This is a genomic window from Pandoraea pneumonica (assembly GCF_902459645.1).
Lineage (GTDB): Bacteria > Pseudomonadota > Gammaproteobacteria > Burkholderiales > Burkholderiaceae > Pandoraea > Pandoraea pneumonica.
On the sequence record NZ_CABPSK010000004.1, the window covers coordinates 25,669 to 42,448 of the forward strand.

At 63.6% G+C, this 16,780-nt stretch carries 15 protein-coding genes; 3 read left to right on the forward strand and 12 right to left on the reverse strand.

Features of this window, described 5'->3' with window-relative positions:
* Nucleotides 1–139 precede the first annotated feature (139 nt).
* From PPN31114_RS19405 to PPN31114_RS19415, 3 genes are all read left to right on the forward strand, one after another.
* Nucleotides 140–808, forward strand: a complete 669-nt coding sequence (locus PPN31114_RS19405) for a TetR/AcrR family transcriptional regulator (RefSeq protein WP_150681183.1) — start codon at nt 140–142, stop codon at nt 806–808.
* A gap of 3 nt (nt 809–811) precedes the next feature.
* A complete protein-coding gene (locus PPN31114_RS19410; protein WP_150681184.1) occupies nt 812–1,408 on the forward strand; it encodes an LOG family protein in 597 nt (198 codons plus the stop codon).
* 199 nt (nt 1,409–1,607) lie between these two features.
* A complete protein-coding gene (locus PPN31114_RS19415; RefSeq protein ID WP_281351020.1) occupies nt 1,608–2,120 on the forward strand; it encodes a DUF2062 domain-containing protein in 513 nt (170 codons plus the stop codon).
* Here PPN31114_RS19415 and PPN31114_RS19420 read toward each other — a convergent pair.
* From PPN31114_RS19420 to kdpF, 12 genes are all read right to left on the reverse strand, one after another.
* Nucleotides 2,095–2,712 (reverse strand): DUF924 family protein, encoded by a 618-nt coding sequence (locus PPN31114_RS19420; protein ID WP_150681186.1) that lies wholly within the window; start codon nt 2,710–2,712, stop codon nt 2,095–2,097. The two genes, PPN31114_RS19415 and PPN31114_RS19420, sit on opposite strands and share 26 nt — an antisense overlap.
* A 43-nt stretch (nt 2,713–2,755) precedes the next feature.
* On the reverse strand, nt 2,756–3,487 hold the full coding sequence (locus PPN31114_RS19425) for an alanyl-tRNA editing protein (RefSeq protein ID WP_150681187.1): 732 nt from the start codon (nt 3,485–3,487) through the stop codon (nt 2,756–2,758).
* 125 nt (nt 3,488–3,612) lie between these two features.
* Nucleotides 3,613–4,077, reverse strand: a complete 465-nt coding sequence (locus PPN31114_RS19430) for a group II truncated hemoglobin (RefSeq protein ID WP_150681188.1) — start codon at nt 4,075–4,077, stop codon at nt 3,613–3,615.
* A gap of 114 nt (nt 4,078–4,191) precedes the next feature.
* A complete protein-coding gene (locus PPN31114_RS19435) occupies nt 4,192–6,741 on the reverse strand; it encodes an ABC transporter permease (protein ID WP_246182652.1) in 2,550 nt (849 codons plus the stop codon).
* Complete coding sequence (locus PPN31114_RS19440; protein ID WP_150681189.1) at nt 6,728–7,324, reverse strand: DUF4126 domain-containing protein; 597 nt, start codon at nt 7,322–7,324, stop codon at nt 6,728–6,730. The genes PPN31114_RS19435 and PPN31114_RS19440 overlap by 14 nt, the downstream gene beginning before the upstream one ends.
* Nucleotides 7,325–7,563: 239 nt before the next feature.
* Nucleotides 7,564–7,884: a quaternary ammonium compound efflux SMR transporter SugE gene (gene sugE, locus PPN31114_RS19445; RefSeq protein WP_150681190.1), complete on the reverse strand. Its 321-nt coding sequence runs from the start codon at nt 7,882–7,884 to the stop codon at nt 7,564–7,566.
* A 197-nt stretch (nt 7,885–8,081) separates the two neighbouring features.
* Nucleotides 8,082–8,789 (reverse strand): two-component system response regulator KdpE, encoded by a 708-nt coding sequence (gene kdpE, locus PPN31114_RS19450; RefSeq protein ID WP_150681191.1) that lies wholly within the window; start codon nt 8,787–8,789, stop codon nt 8,082–8,084.
* Nucleotides 8,782–11,598, reverse strand: a complete 2,817-nt coding sequence (locus tag PPN31114_RS19455) for a sensor histidine kinase (protein ID WP_150681714.1) — start codon at nt 11,596–11,598, stop codon at nt 8,782–8,784. Before PPN31114_RS19455 ends, kdpE begins: the two co-directional genes overlap by 8 nt.
* A 207-nt stretch (nt 11,599–11,805) precedes the next feature.
* Nucleotides 11,806–12,390 (reverse strand): potassium-transporting ATPase subunit KdpC, encoded by a 585-nt coding sequence (kdpC, locus tag PPN31114_RS19460; protein ID WP_150681192.1) that lies wholly within the window; start codon nt 12,388–12,390, stop codon nt 11,806–11,808.
* A gap of 49 nt (nt 12,391–12,439) precedes the next feature.
* Entirely contained in the window at nt 12,440–14,566 is a 2,127-nt protein-coding gene (kdpB, locus tag PPN31114_RS19465; protein ID WP_150681193.1) for a potassium-transporting ATPase subunit KdpB, read from the reverse strand.
* A 28-nt stretch (nt 14,567–14,594) separates the two neighbouring features.
* The gene (kdpA, locus tag PPN31114_RS19470; protein ID WP_150681194.1) at nt 14,595–16,400 is read right to left on the reverse strand and encodes a potassium-transporting ATPase subunit KdpA; all 1,806 of its coding nucleotides are present in this window, start codon (nt 16,398–16,400) and stop codon (nt 14,595–14,597) included.
* Nucleotides 16,397–16,489, reverse strand: a complete 93-nt coding sequence (gene kdpF, locus PPN31114_RS19475; RefSeq protein WP_150681195.1) for a K(+)-transporting ATPase subunit F — start codon at nt 16,487–16,489, stop codon at nt 16,397–16,399. The genes kdpA and kdpF overlap by 4 nt, the downstream gene beginning before the upstream one ends.
* Nucleotides 16,490–16,780 lie beyond the last annotated feature (291 nt).

Consider the following 16,780-nt stretch of genomic DNA (forward strand, 5'->3'; position numbering starts at 1 on the left):
TCGCTCACGGCGCACCTTCCCATGCTTGGCAGTGCCCCGCTGCCGGGTATAATCGGCGCCGTACCCAGTGATACTCACTTCATAAACGCAAGCGGAGAAAATCCTTCGCCGAGCTTGCCGCTAACCGGGGCCGACAGACATGGAAGCAAAGCAGCCACGCCGAACCCGCGAACGAATTCTTGAGGTGTCACTTCGACTCTTCAACGAAATCGGCGAACCCAACGTTACGACCACCACGATTGCCGAGGAAATGAAGATCAGCCCCGGCAATCTGTACTACCACTTCCGCAATAAAGACGACATCATCAACAGCATCTTTGCGCAGTTCGAGCAGGAAATCGAACGGCGACTGCGGCTGCCCGAAGATCACAAACCGACGCTCGACGAAGTCTGGACGTATCTGCAATACATGTCCGAGTTTCTCTGGCGTTTCCGCTTCCTGTACCGCGACCTGAACGATTTGCTGGCGCGCAACCGCACGCTTGAGACGCATTTCAAACAGATCGTCGGCCACAAGAAGCGCTTCGCGCGCGAGATGTGCGACATGCTCGTCACCGATGGCGAAATGGAAATCACGTCGGAACAAATTGAAGTGGTCACCACCAACATGGTGGTGCTCTCGACGTACTGGTTGTCGTATCAATTCGTGATGAATCCGCGCAAGTACAACGATCCGGAGGAGATCGGCGCGGGCCTGCATCAGGCGAGCTATCACATCCTCTCGCAAATGGCCCCGTATCTGAAGGGCCGCTCACGTGAGTTGTACGACAGGATGGCGCATGAATCCTCAGCCAAAGGAGTTCAGTAAGGCATGACCTCGGAAGTCAAATCCATTTGTATTTATTGCGGCGCCGCGACGGGCGTGCGTCCGGCCTACGCCGAAGCGGCACGCGAGTTGGGCCGCCGTATGGCCGAAGCCGGTATTCGCCTCGTGTACGGCGGCGGCAAGGTTGGCCTGATGGGCATCATTGCCGATGCCGTGCTCGCGCATGGCGGGCAGGTCGTGGGCATCATCCCGAAAGCGTTGATGGAGAAGGAAGTCGGGCATACCGGCCTGACGGAGCTGCATGTGGTTGAAAACATGCACCAGCGCAAGCAGATGATGGCCGACTTGTCGGACGCGTTCATCGCCATGCCCGGCGGTATCGGCACCTGCGAAGAACTGTTCGAAGTATTCACGTGGTTGCAGATTGGCTATCACGCCAAGCCGATCGGCCTGCTCAACGTCGAAGCGTATTACGACCCGCTGCTCGTGTTCCTCAAGTCGATGGTGACGGAGCAGTTCCTGAAGGGCGCACAACTCGACCAGTTGCAAGTCGAAGCATCGCCTGAAACGCTGCTCGACACGATGCGTCACTTCAAGCCGTCGCAAGTCAATCGCTGGGCCGATCAGCGCACGCAAATCTAAACGTCTCCCCACGTTTTAAAGCAAATCTCTGGGCATTCACGCCCCGCCGCGCGGCGAAAGTCGCGCGGCTCTGCACCGCTCCCGCCGTCGTTGAACTCTTACGGGCTACGCAACTCAGACATCGGTTGCCCCGCGCCCGCCCGGGTTGGCCCCTTCCTCGACGAGCAACCTGCCCATGATGTTAAAGATGCTTCGCCCGATGCGACTCTTGCGCTCTCGCTGGCTGCGCCCGCATGCCGGCTTGCTGCTACGTCGCAGTTTGTGGATGGCGACACCGCGTGGTGTGGCGATCGGACTCGCGTGCGGGGTGTTCTTCGGCATTCTGTTCCCCGTCGGGCAAATTCTCGTGGCGTTGCTCGCGGCGGCCCTCTTGCGCGGCAATTTGTTCATCGCGGCAGCAGGCACCTTCATTACGAACCCGTTGACCGTGCCGTTCGTTTATTTGGGAGCGCACCGGTTGGGGCGTTGGATGCTGGAATGGTCGCCCGCACAAGAGATTGAAGCGACGGTGGCCGCCGCAACGCGCGCCAGCGAAGGGATGTGGGCACAGGTGACGAATTTCGACTTCGGTGCCGCCACCCTGCACCTGATCACCGGCCTCGCGACCAGCGCCTGCGTGAGCGCAGTGCTGGCCTACGGCATCGGCTTCTTTGCGATCCGCTGGCATTTGCAGCGCAAAGCACGGCTCAAAACGACGAGCCCGGCTCCTTAAGAAACGCCACTTCTTCTGGCGTCGACACACGCCCCAACGCCGCGTTTCGATGCGGATAGCGCCCGAAGCGTTCGATGATCACGGCATGGCGGCGCGCGTAGTCGAGGTTATCGACCATGCCATGCGACTTGGCCAGTTGCTCGTACAACTCGAGCGACGTGTGCTGACTCTCAAGCGACTCGTCGTGTTCGAACGGCAGATAAACGAACACCCGGTGTTGGGCCGTCGGCAGACGCTGATCTTCGCCCGCTGCCACCAACTGACGCGCTACCGCCAGCGCGCGCGCGTCGCCAGCAAACGCGCCTGCCGTGCCTCGGTACATATTTCGCGAGAACTGGTCGAGCATCACGATCAATGCGCACGCCCCAAGCGGCGTGTGCGCCCAGTCGTCGCGTTCCCCCGCAAGTGCCTGCGCATGCGCCACGCCGAAGCGCGTACGAATCTCGTCGTCGAAGGCGTCCGACTTCCGGAACCACTCCGGCCGGGCTAGCCCGAACACTTCGCTATCGGGCGTGCCGAACCAAAAATCGAGTACCGCCTGCCATGGCGCGTCGGTAGTGGAAAGCTTGGCTGCCGGGGGGGTGATCGACATGCGGCCTCACATCATGGGATTGGAAATCCGCATGATGCCAGAGTCACGCAAACGCGAGCACTACGCGACGCGTGCGCGACGTCTTCTTCTCGATCTTGCTCACGCGCAGTGCCCCGATTTCGGCCGTATTCGCCACATGGGTGCCGCCACAGGGTTGGAGATCGATCCCTTCGATACGCACCAGACGTACGCGCCCGAGCCCCATCGGCGGCTTCACGCTCATGGTGCGGACCAATTCCGGACGCGCCGCCATTTCTTCATCGCTGATGCTGTCGATATTCACCGGCCGTGCCGCCGCCACCAGCGCCGCCAAACCCGCCTCGACCGCTTCGCGCTCGATCGGGTCGTTGGTCACGAAATCGAGCCGCGCATATTCCGGCGTGATGCTGCAACCGTCGACCGGATGCGGCAGCACGGCGCACATCAAATGCGATGCGGTGTGAAAGCGCATATGGCGAAAACGCCGTTCCCAATCGATTTCGGCTTGCACCACATCGCCCACCGATAGCCCTGCCAGCGCTTCGGCCTGTCCTTCGGCTGGCACATGCACGGCGTCGTCGGGGGTTGCGCCTTCGTGCTTCGATTTACGCGTGTCGGCAATGGTCAGGCGCGAACCGTCGGCGAGCACAAATGCCCCAGCGTCGCCCGCCTGCCCGCCACCGAGCGGATAGAACACGGTGCGATCGAGCATGATGCCGTTCTCGTCGATATGGGTGATGCGCGCCTCGCATTGGCGCAGATAGGCGTCTTGTCGGAACAGCGCTTCGGTTGTCATGGTGTCTCCTTCTGGAATTGGACATAGTCGCGCGGTTTTACCAGCGATGACCAGGGCCAATCCGGCGCTTTCAGACCAGTACGGTGAGGCGTGTACTTGTCAGCTCTGTTTGTCAGCTCTGTTTGTCAGTTCTGTTTGTCAGCCCGGTTGCGCATCCAGTCCGCCGTCCCGTAGAACGCCTGCATGAGCCGTTCCTGAAGCGACGTTTCAACGCCAATGTCTTGCATAGCGAGCGCCATGCAACGCAGCCACTGGTCGCGCTCGCTGGTCGCAATGGGGAATGGCAGATGGCGAGCGCGCAGCATCGGATGCCCGAATCGCTCGATGTAGTGATTCGGCCCGCCGAGCCAGCCGCACAGGAACCAGAAAAACTTATCGCGCGAGCCATCGAGCGACTCGGGATGCAAGGTGCGAATACCGGCGAATTCCGATTCGAGATCCATCAAGTCGTAAAAACGGTCGACGAGTTCGCGTACGCGCGCTTCGCCGCCGAGTAACGAAAACGCGGTCGGCTGCGCAGGGGTGTCCTGCACATCGTCGTCCGCGACTTGGGAGGTTGGGGAAGATTGGGAGGAGTTTTCGGTCGTCATGGCCGCTATTGTGCCCGAGGCCCGAAACCCTCGCACGCGGCAGGATGCCGCGCCGGAGCGCGTCACCCACCACCGTGCCAACTCACGGCACCGCAGTCTAGGCGCCGATACGTCTTAAACTTCGCGCAGCGTGCGCAGCGCCGACTGGCGCAATACCGCGCGCAGACCGCTCCACCCGCCGATCAGCGCGCACAGCACCCCTGCCACGATCCCCAGCACCGGCAGCCACGGGTTGAACGTCAGCGCGAATTCGAACACGTAATGCGCGAGCGCCCAGCCGAGTGCCCCGGCACCGAATGCGGCCAGCAGTCCCGCCAATGCCCCGACGGTCACCAACTCCGCCAGATGCACATCGCGAAGTTGTCGCGACGATGCCCCCAACGCACGCAAGATGCCGCTCTCGCGCATGCGCTCGTCGCGTGTACCCGCAAGCGCCGCATAAAGCACCAGCACTCCAGCGGCGAGCGTGAACAAGAACAGTGCCTGCACCGCGTCGATAACCTGCGACAGAATCAGTTGAATCTGCGCCAGCAACGCGCCGGTATCGATCACCGTCACGTTCGGGAACTGCCGCACCAGCGCATCGGCCACGCCCTGCTGCGGGGCGTCGAGGTGGAACGACGTGATCCACGTCATCGGAAAATCGCGCAACGCCGCTGGCGGCATCACGACGAAGAAGTTCACACGCATCGATCCCCAGTCGAGCTTGCGCAAGCTGGTAATCGGCGCATCGATCGTCTGACCGGTGACTTCGAAACGCAGCGTGTCGCCGAGCTTCAGGCCGAGCGTCTTCGCAATGCCCTCTTCCATCGAAATCTGCGGCGTGGTCGTGTCGCCGTACCACTGCCCCGCTGTCACGCGATTGCCATCCGGCAAAGCCGACGTGTACGAGAGATTGAATTCACGCTCGGCGAGCCGCCGCGCACGCTCTTCCGTATAGCGCTCGCCCGTCACCGGCTGATCGTTGATCGCCGTGAGCCGCGCGCGGATCATCGGCGAGAGTTGCACGTCAGGCAAACCGGCCGCACGCAGTTGCGCCAACACCGGCGCGTCTTGCCCCGGCTGGATATCGATCACGAAGCGATTTGGCGCGTCGGCTGGGCTCGACTGCCGCCATCCGGCGACGAGGTCGTTACGCGTGACCGCGAGCAGCAACAACGCCATCAGTCCCAGACCTAGCGCGACAATCTGCAACGCGCTCCCCAGACCACGGCGACGCAGCCCCGCCAGCGCATAGCGCCAGCCGATGCCGCCCATCGCCCCACCGACCGGGCCGCTACGGCGCGCCCACGCGGCAAGCCCGCGAATCGCCAACCATGCCAGCGCAGCGAACACGATCGCGCCGACAACGAAGCCACCCGCGACCATCGCCCCCAAGCGCAGGTCGCGCGCGGCGAAGAGCAACAACGCGGCGAATGCCAACGCACTCGCGCCGTACGCCAGCCAGCCCTGACGGCGCGCACCGCCCACGACATCGCGGCGCAGCACATGCAACGGCGCCACTTCCGAGAGCGGCAGCAACGGGGGCAGCGCAAAACCCAGCAGCATCACCAGCGCACTGGCGAAACCGAAAGCCGCAGGTCGCCATGTGGGCGCGGGCAACCCTGCCGGAATCACATTGCCCAATTGGGCCAACAACGCCCAATGGGCGGCGTAGCCGAGCGCCACACCGAGCGCCCCGCCAATCAATCCGAGGCCGATGAATTCGAGTCTCACCATGCCGCGTAACGAACCACGCGACACGCCTAAGCAGCGCATCACGGCGCACGCATCGAGATGTCGTTCGCTGTAGCGGCGTGCCGCAATGCCCACGGCGACTGCCGCCAGCACGGCGGCCAGCAGCGCCACGAGCGAGAGAAAGCGCTCGGCGCGGTCGAGCGTCTGGCGCACCTGTGGCTGACCTTCTTCCAACGATTCGAGATGGACCCCGCGCGCTTGCTCGGCGGCCGGGCGAGCCCACGTGGTGAATTGCTTCACCTGCGCATCAGACCCCGCGACGAGCAACCGATAGGTGATGCGGCTACCGAATTGCACCAGCCCGGTGGACTGGAGTTCGTCGAAACGCATCATGACGCGCGGCGCGAGCGAGCCGAAACCGTAGCCGCGATCCATTTCACGGGTGATGACGGCGGCAATACGCAACGACCGGTTGCCTACGCGAATGTTGTCGCCAGGTTTGACGTGCAAAGCGTCGAGCAGCGCGGCGTCGACCCAGACCGTGCCTGGCGCCGGAATATCGGCAGCGGGCGCGTCTGGGGTGTTTGCCCCGGCGTCGGCTGCCGTTCGGACACGTCCGCGCAGCGGATATCCGTCGCTGACCGCCTTGAGCGACGACAGACGGCTCGCCCCGGCCTGACCGGTTTCGCCGATGGCGCTGGCCATGCTGGGAAAGTTGGCGACGACAGCAGTCGCGAGACCGTCGGCGTGCGCCTGACGAGAGAATTCGGGAGATAAGGGAGCGTCGCTGCGAACGACGAGATCGGCGGCGAGCATCTGGCGCGCATCGCGCTCAAGCCCGCCCTGCATGCGGTCGGAGAGAAAACCGACACTGGAGAGTGCGCCAACGGCCAGCAACAGCGCCACGAGCAGCAGATGCAGCTCGCCTGCACGCCAGTCGCGCAAGAACATCCGCCACGACTGGCGGGCAACTTCAGTGAACCCCATCGTTCCTCAATCCTTTGACCCGGGCCAGCAGTGAGCGCCAGCCACGCCAGACACGCGGCAGCCACCACCACGCCAATACGACGAAAACCAGCAACATCACGAGAAAGACCGCCGGCAGGAAGAACGCTAGCGCGAGACCGCCCACCGTGGAGACATCTTCGCCGGCTGAGGCCGCCACATTGGAGAAAGGTTCCGGCGACGTGTTGATGAGCGCCCGGCTCCCCGCTTTGGCCAAATGTGCCGTGCCCGCGAGCGCACCACCGGCAAGCCCGGCCAGCACGGTGACGGTAGGGTCCATCTGACCGAGTGCCGCCGCGCCCAACACAATGCCTGCCGGAATGCGGATGAACGTATGCACCGCGTCCCAGGCGCTGTCGACAAAGGGAATCTTGTCGGCGAAGAACTCAATAGCGGCGAGCACGCCCGCCGCGGCGATGACCCATGTGGAGGCCAGCACCGCCAGCGTCGGCGGCAGATGCAACCACCCGAGACGTGCCGCCAGCCCTGCGCAGAACACCGTCAGGTATAACCGCAGGCCGCTGCCCCAGGACAGCCCTGCGCCAAGCGCAATCGATTCCAGCATGGTGACCCTCGCTGCCGCCGAGATGGCTGCGTCGCACGATCACGCGCCTCAGACTGTTGGCGCGGTAACGGAGCTAAAAGCGGAACGCAAAGCGGCGTGCATATCAGCCAACTTGCCAACGCCCCAGCTTCACGCCCTTCACACCGTTACGGCGCCATTATGCCGCGCGTTGCGGCAACGCACCACCGGTGACATTTTGGGGGGCGTTGATACAGGTTTGACGTCGGTTCGGCGCCGGTTCAGGACGCCGTGGTGAGCTTCAGCCCCACGAGGCCCGCCAGAATCAGTGTGACGCTGGCAATTCGTGCTGCCGAGGCCGATTCACCGAACAGGATGATCCCGAGAATGAATGCGCCGACGGCACCGATGCCGGTCCAGATGGCGTAGGCCGTCCCCAAGGGCAGCGTACGAACGGCGAGCGCCAGCAGCCACACGCTGCCGACCATCGAGGCAATGGTGAAAATGGACGGCACGAGCCGCGAGAAGCCTTGCGTGTACTTCAGACCGACGGCCCAAGCCACTTCAAGCAATCCCGCAAAGACGAGAAGGATCCAGGCCATGAAAGACTCCGATGCATGGATGTATCGGGGTCGTCCCCGGGAAAAATGAATCCGTGCACCGGGTCGTCCCGGCAACTACGGGTTCCATCGGAAACCGAATGAAATTCGGATCGTCGCCGCATTGGGCGGTGACATGAACGAAAGAACCCGGCGATTTTATCAAAGCGAGCGCCCCATCAAAGGACGCCCTATCGGTGTCATGGGATTTCCACCTCCAGCCGATACCCCACACCGGTTTCGGTGAGGATGTGCTTCGGCTGCGCGGGGTCGGCTTCGAGCTTCTGGCGCAGGTGGCCCATGTAGATGCGCAGGTAGTGGTTGCTCTCGACGTGCGACGGCCCCCACACCTCTTTGAGCAGTTGCCGGTGCGTGAGCACACGCCCCGCATGACGCACCAGCGTCACGAGCAAACGGTACTCGATCGGTGTCAGGTGCACGGCTTCGCCGCCACGCGTCACCTTCCGGCGCGCCAGATCGATGCTGATATCGCCGAAAGCAAAGGCTTCGCCCAGCGTCTCGGAGTTGCCGCCGCGATGATGGCGACGCAGCTGCGCGCGAATACGCGCCAGCAACTCCGACACCCCGAACGGCTTCGTCAGATAGTCGTCGGCGCCGACGTCGAGTGCGACCACCTTCTCCGATTCTTCGTTGCGCGCCGACAGCACGATGATCGGCATGTCCGTCCAGCTACGCACCTCGCGAATCACTTCAACGCCATCGATATCCGGCAATCCAAGATCCACGATCAGCAAATCGGGCTTGCGCGTCGCCGCCTCGACCATCCCCTGCCGCCCTGCCTCCGCCTCGTGCACGACCATGCCCTCGGCTTCCAGCGATGTGCGCAGAAATCGGCGGATCTGGCGTTCGTCTTCAATCACCACGATGGTGATAGTCGGTTCACTCATGACTTTGTGTGGCTTTGGTGTGGGGCAATTCAGTGGGCATGTCGGCACCCGCTTCCAACTCGCCCGACGATTCGTTCAAATCAGGCACGTCCGGCTCGGCAGGTGGCGTCTCGACGGGCAGCGTGAAGCTGAAACGCGCGCCATGGCCGCCGGGCACGTTGGCGGCCTCGATTCTACCGCCGTGCGCTTCCACGATGGCTCGGCAGATCGCGAGCCCCAAGCCGATACCCGGCTTAGCCGACTCTTTCTCTCCGCGCATGAACTTCTCGAAAATGCGCCCTTCCATGCCGATGGGCAGCCCCGGCCCGTCGTCGCTTACGCTCACTTCCACTTCGTCGCCGAGCGTTCGCGCGGCAATCTCGATGTGCGACCCCGACGGCGAGTATTTGGCCGCGTTCTCCAGCAAGTTGGTAAAGAGACGCTCCAGCAAGACGGCGTCAAAGCGCAGCAACGGCAAGTCGGCCGGTATGCGCGTGCTGACCTCATGCCCGGCCAACACACGCCGAGACGCCCGCAGCGACGTGCCCACTACCTCTTCGAGCATCTGCCACTGCCGGTTGAGTTGCACACCGCCCGCCTGCAACTTGGCCATATCGAGCAAGTTGGTCACCAACCCCGTCATGCGTTGCGCTTCTTCATGAATCGCATCGACGAGTTCCGTGCGCAATGGCCCCGGCGTTTCCGCATTGCGACTAAGCATGCTTGCAAAGCCGACGATGGACGTCAGCGGCGTGCGCAAGTCATGCGAAATGGCCGACAGCAGCGAGTTACGCAGCCGCTCGGACTCCATTGTCACGAGCGCATCTTGCGCAATCTCGACGTAATGCACGCGCTCGAGCGCCAATGCAATTTGTGCCGCAAAGGTATCGAGCAGGCGAAGTTGCTCCGGTGTCGCAATGGCGCCCGTCGCGGGATTATCCGGCGCGACCACCAGCACGCCGCGCGTGCGCATTGGCGCACGCAACGGCAGGTAGTAGGCGTCCGACGCTGGCAGTGTGTCAGTGCCCTGCCCGGCCGCTTGCTGACGGTCGTAGACCCACTGCGCGACATCCGTATCGATATGCGCAGGCATCGTCTCCGCCTGCACGTTCTCTACCGGTTGTCGCACGCCGCCCTGACTGTCGGGCAGCAACAAGGCCACGCGCGCCTGAAAGACTTCGCGCACGTGACGCGATCCGATCTCAATGATTTGCGGTGTGGTGAGCGCCGCCGCCAACTCGCGCGCCATGGCATACACCGCCCCCGTGCGCCGCTCGCGCCATGTCGCCAGCCGCGCCTGAAAGCGCAAGCTCGTCGTCAAATGACTGATGACGAGCGCCACCGTCAGCATCACGGCAAAGGTGAGCAGGTACTGCGTATCCGAGACCGACAACGACATCTTCGGCGGCACAAAGAAGAAGTCGAACGCCACCACCGACAGGAATGACGCCAACACGCCCGGGCCACGCCCCAGTCGCATCGCGGCAATGATCACGCCCAGCAGATAAAGCATGGCGATGTTGGCGAGATCGAGGAACGTCGTCAGTTCTGCCGCTGCGAGCGATATCACGCCGCAAATCCCGACCGCCCACGCGTAGCCACGCCACGGCCCGCCCACCAGCCCGAGTTCCGGTGCGTTGGTATCGAACCAATCGCGCCAGTCGCCGCGCACCACTCGCTTGTCTGCCGACGTATCGCCCGCTGCCGGACCGATCAGCACCACGTCGACGCCTCGGGCGAGCCGAACCAAGGCTTCGTGCAACGGTGTGCGCGCTGTCCACCATCGCCGTGCCCCGCTCGCCCCGACGACGATCTTCGACACATTGCGCATCTGCGCATACGCGAGCAACGTCGGCGCGGCTTCGGCACCATCCAGCGTGAGCGTTTCCGCCCCCAGCTCTTGCGCCAGCTTGAGCGTGGCGTATGTACCTTCGCGACGCACTTGCGATTGCCGCAGTATCGCGGGGGTCTCCACGTGCACGGCCAGCCAGTCGGCGCGAAGACTCGCCGCCAGCCGCGCGGCCGCTCGCACGAGTGCCCCTCCTTCAGGTCCCGGCCCGATCGCCACAAGCAAGCGCTCGCGGGCCTGCCAAACATGGCTGATCGATTGATCCGCACGGTACTCGCGCATCTGCGCATCCACGCGGTCGGCGGTACGGCGCAATGCCAATTCGCGCAACGCAATCAAATTGCCCTTGCGGAAGAAATTGCGCACCGCCCGCTCGGCCTGCGCGGGCATGTACACCTTGCCTTCGCGCATGCGTTCAAGCAGTTCGTCGGGCGGCAGGTCGACGAGTTTGACTTCGTCCGCCAGATCGAACACCCGGTCGGGCAACGTCTCCCAGACACGAATGCCCGTGATCTGTCCGACCACATCGTTAAGCCGCTCCAGATGCTGCACGTTAAGCGTGGTGTACACATCGATGCCAGCGGCCAGCAACTCTTCCACATCCTGCCAGCGCTTCAGATGCCGTTCGCCCGGCACGTTGGCGTGCGCCAGTTCGTCGACCAGCGCCACCGCTGGTTTGCGTGCGAGCATGCCGTCGAGGTCGAATTCGCGCAGCACGCGCCCGCGATACTCCACCGACTTTTGCGGCAGCACTTCCAGCCCTTCGAGCATCTTCGCCGTCTCTTCGCGGCCATGCGTCTCCAGCACGCCGACCACGACGTCGGTGCCTTCCTCGCGCAGCTTGCGCGCGGCTTGCAGCATCGCAAAGGTCTTGCCGACACCTGCCGACGCGCCAAAGAAAATCTTCAGCCGACCGCGCTGCTCGCGCGCTTCGTCGCGTTGCAGTTTGTCGAGCAATTCGTCGGGGTCGGGGCGTTCCATGCCAGCCATCGGATCAGTCCACTAAGAAGACGCGCGCCCTCTCGCCGGTCGGCGAGAGATGCGCCAAGAAATGCGCCAAATTCTGGGCACTTGCAGTGCATTCGGCAAAGCAAAAACGGCACGCGTCAAGGGCGTGCCGCCAATCTACCGCACGCTGCCGGACAAGACCAGCGATTCGCCCGTCCGTCCGGCAGCCGTTCCGCGCTTTCAGACGCTGCCCGGCGCCATTCCATCCAACGCCAGGTTGAGCTTCAGAACATTCACCCGGGGCTCTCCGAAAATGCCCCATTGGCGGCCTTGCGTGTTCTGCGCAACCAGTGCCTGCACGGCCTCCGGCGTCAGCCCACGGGCCTTCGCCACGCGAGTGATCTGATAGGCCGCCGCAGCGGGGCTGATCTCGGGATCGAGACCGCTGGCAGACGCCGTCACCAGATCGGCGGGCACCGGCAGCACTGCCGTCGGGTCAGCTTCGCGCAGCGCGGCAATACGCGCCTTCACGGCGTCGGCAAGCGCCGGGTTGAGCGGGCCGTAGTTCGAGCCACCCGATGCCAGACCGTTGTCCGGCATCGGTGCCGTGGCCGACAGGCGGCCCCAGAAGTACTTCGGTTCGTCGAAGTTCTGTCCGATCAGCGACGAGCCGACCGCTTTGCCGTCTTTGTAGATCAGGCTGCCCGAGGCTTCGCGTGAGAACGCGACCCGGCCTACGCCGGTCACGACCAGCGGATACACCAGACCCGTAATCACCGAGAGCACGACAAACAGGCTCAGCATCGGGCGTAACAGGGTTTTCATGACGTCTATTCCTTTGAGTTCTGCAATGTGAGGCGAGCGCGCTAACCGATCAAGCCCAGCCCATCGCGGCGATGATCATGTCGATCGCCTTGATGCCCACGAACGGCACCAGAATGCCGCCCAGCCCGTAAATCACGAGGTTGCGGCGCAACAGCGTGGCCGCGCCGAGCGGGCGATACTTCACGCCCTTGAGCGCCAGCGGAATCAGCACCACGATGATCAGCGCGTTGAAAATCACCGCCGACAGAATGGCCGACGACGGGCTGGCGAGACGCATCACGTTCAACTGGTCGAGCTGCGGATACGTGGTGGCGAATGCCGCCGGAATGATCGCGAAGTACTTCGCCACGTCGTTCGCAATCGAGAACGTGGTGAGGCTGCCGCGCGTCATCAGCATCTGCTTGCCGATCTCGACAATCTCGATGAGCTTGGTCGGGTTCGAGTCCAGATCGACCATGTTGCCGGCCTCTTTCGCGGCCTGCGTACCCGAGTTCATCGCCACGGCCACGTCGGCCTGTGCGAGCGCCGGAGCGTCGTTCGTGCCGTCGCCCGTCATGGCCACCAGCTTGCCTTCGGCCTGATACTTGCGAATCGTCGCGAGCTTGGCTTCCGGCGTGGCTTCCGCGAGGAAGTCGTCGACACCGGCTTCCGCCGCGATGGCGGCTGCCGTCAGACGGTTGTCGCCGGTGACCATCAGCGTCGTAATGCCCATCTGACGAAGTTCGGCAAAGCGTTCCTTGATGCCGCCCTTGACCACGTCCTTCAACTCGATCACGCCCAACGCACGCGTGCCTTGTGCGTCTTGCTCGGCCACCACCAGCGGCGTGCTGCCGCGGCGCGAAATCTCGTCGACCGACGTTGCCAGCGCCGCGGGCCACACGCCACCCGCCGATTCCACATAACGTTTGACGGCCTCGGCTGCGCCCTTGCGAATCTGTTTGTCGGCCAGATCCACCCCGCTCATGCGCGTCTGCGCCGAGAACGGGAGGAACACCGCGTGCAGCCCGGCCATCTCGCGCTCGCGCAAGTTGAAGCGTTGTTTGGCGAGCACGGTAATGCTGCGGCCTTCCGGCGTTTCGTCGGCCAGCGACGAGAGTTGTGCCGCGTCGGCCAGTGCGCGTTCGTCCACGCCCGGGGCGGGCACGAACTGCGACGCCTGACGGTTACCGAGCGTGATCGTGCCGGTCTTGTCGAGCAGCAGCACGTCGACGTCGCCAGCCGCTTCCACGGCACGGCCGGACGTGGCAATCACGTTGGCCTGCATCATGCGGCTCATGCCAGCCACACCGATGGCCGAGAGCAAGCCGCCGATGGTCGTCGGAATCAGGCACACCAGCAGTGCGACGAGCACGGTGATCGTGACCGGATGACCCGCTTGCGTCACCAGCACGCTATAGATCGAGTACGGCAACAGCGTAGCGGTGGCGAGCAGCAGCACCAGCGTGAGCGCAACGAGCAGAATCGTCAGCGCGATCTCATTCGGCGTCTTCTGACGCTTGGCGCCTTCCACCATCGCGATCATGCGATCGAGAAACGCCTCGCCGGGGTTGACCGTCACTTTCATGACGATCCAGTCGGACAACACACGCGTGCCGCCCGTGACCGCCGAGAAGTCGCCGCCCGACTCGCGGATCACCGGCGCCGATTCCCCCGTGATGGCCGATTCATCGACCGACGCCACGCCTTCGACCACTTCGCCGTCGGCAGGCACGACATCGCCCGCTTCCACCAGCACGAAGTCGCCACGGCGCAAGCTCGCGCTGTCGATGACCAGGCACTCGGCGTCGCGAGCCGCTGCGCGCAGTTGCTTGGCAGGCACGTTCTTCTTGGCCTGACGCAGCGAGGCGGCCTGCGCTTTGCTGCGCCCTTCGGCCAGCGCTTCGGCGAAGTTCGCGAACAACACTGTGAACCACAGCCACAGCGTGATCGCGAGGATGAACGGTGCGCTAGCTTCGGCGTGACCCGCGAGGGCCATGCCGAAGAGCACCGTGGTGAGAATGCTGCCGACGTAGACCACGAACATCACCGGATTCTTCGCTTGCGTGAGCGGGTGAAGTTTGCGGAACGAGTCGACGATGGCCGGCTTCACGATCGTGGGGTCGAACATCGACTTCACTGCCGATGTATGACCCTCGGCGACCGGCCGGGTAGCGGTATTACCTGCGGATTGATTCATGAGTGCCTCGAATGCCTCATTTCGATATTCATTGCGCGCCGATCATCGCCAGATGTTCGGCGATGGGGCCAAGGGCGAGCGCCGGCACATAGGTGAGCGCGCCCACCAGCAGCACGGTGCCGAGCAGCAGCACGACGAAGAGCGGGCCGTGCGTGGGCAACGTGCCCGACGTGGCGGCGATGCGCTTCTTCGCGGCCAGACCGCCAGCAATCGCCAGCACCGGCACAATCACCCAGAAGCGGCCGAACCACATCGCAATCGCCAGCGCGTTGTTGTAGAACGGCGTGTTGGCCGAGAGTCCCGCGAAGGCGCTGCCGTTGTTGTTCGCGGCCGAGCTAAAGGCGTAGAGAATTTCGGAGAACCCGTGTGTCGCCGGATTCGCCACCCCCGCCTGCCCCGCCGGAAGCAGCACCGCGACCGCGGTACCGAGCAGCACCAGCATCGGCGTCATGAGCACGGCGACAGCGACCATCTTCATCTCGAACGCTTCGATCTTCTTGCCCAGATACTCCGGCGTGCGGCCGATCATCAGCCCCGCCACGAACACCGCAAGCATCGCGAAGACGAGCATGCCGTACAGGCCAGACCCCACCCCGCCGAAGACCACTTCGCCCAACTGCATCAGCAACATCGGCACCATGCCGCCCAGCGGCGTGAGCGAGTCGTGCATGGCGTTGACCGCACCGCACGACGCAGCGGTCGTGACCGTCGCGAAGATGCCCGACGCGACGATGCCAAAGCGCGTTTCCTTGCCTTCCATGTTGCCGCCCGACTGCGCCGCGCTCACCTGCTGGTCGACGCCGATCGGCGTGAGCACTGGGTTCCCCGCTTGTTCCGCCGAGACGGTGGCGATGCTCGCAATCGAGAACGCAATCGTCATGGCGGCGAGAATTGCGATGCCCTGACGGCGGTCACCGACCATGCGTCCGAATGTGTGGCACAGCGCCGCCGGGATCAGGAAGATCGCCAGAATTTGCAGGAAGTTCGACAGCGGCGTCGGGTTCTCGTACGGGTGCGCCGAGTTGGCGTTGAAGAAGCCGCCACCGTTGGTGCCGAGCATCTTGATCGCTTCTTGCGAGGCGACCGGCCCCATCGGCAACGTCTGCGTAGACGTCACGGCCGGTTGCGTCACGGGCTTGCCCGCCGCATCCATCTTCGGCTGACCGTCCGGGCCGAGCACCGGGTTGTCGTAGTGCGTCGCTTGCACCGTCGCGACGTCTTTGTAGGCGTCGAAGTTCTGAATCACACCCTGACTCATGAACGCGGCGGCAAACAGCACCGACAGCGGCACAAGGATGTAGAGCGTGATGCGGGTCATATCGACCCAGAAGTTGCCGATCGTCTTCGCCGTATGACGGGCGAAGCCGCGAATGAGCGCCACCACCACGGCGATACCGGTCGCGGCAGACAGGAAGTTCTGCACCGCGAGGCCGAGCATCTGCGTGAGATAGCTCATCGTCGACTCGCCCGAGTAGCCCTGCCAGTTCGTGTTGGCCACGAAGCTCACGGCCGTGTTCATCGACGAATCGGGCGTGACCGCGCCGAAGGCCTGCGGGTTGAGCGGCAGCCAGACTTGCCAGCGTTGCAGTGCATAGACGGCGAACGCGCCCAAGGCATTGAAGCCGATCAGCGCAATCGCATAAGCGCGCCAGTGCATTTCCTTTTCAGGATCGATGCCACACAGGCGATAAAGACCGCGCTCGACCGGGGCAAACCACCGGTTCACACGCGATTCGCCAGCGAGCACGTCGGCCATGAAACGGCCGAGCGGGCGCGCCAGCACCAGTAGCACGACGAGATAGACGCCGAGCTGAATCCAGGCGTTGAGTGTCATGCGAGATTCTCCGGCTTGAAGAGCGCGTAGACGAGATAAGCGAGCAGCGCGAGCGTGAGTCCGCCGCTCAGCCAGTACATGGCTGTCATTGCTGCCCCCCTACCGACGCGCAAAATGCGACAAAGCCGACGGTCGCAGCGGTGAACACCGCCATCACGCCGAGATATAACCAATCCATGACAACTCCCTATCGTGTGGCAGCCAGCACACTACGGGCGCGACGCGCCCTCGCATGCCCTTCGCATGCGTATGCCAGCCGTGTTCTGAACGATACGGATCGGCGCGTAAAGACGGGGACAAAAGGGGTAAAGCCGGTGTAAACAACGCGTAAACGACAACGCCCGCCGATATCGCTATCGGCGGGCGTTGGTACGGGTTTT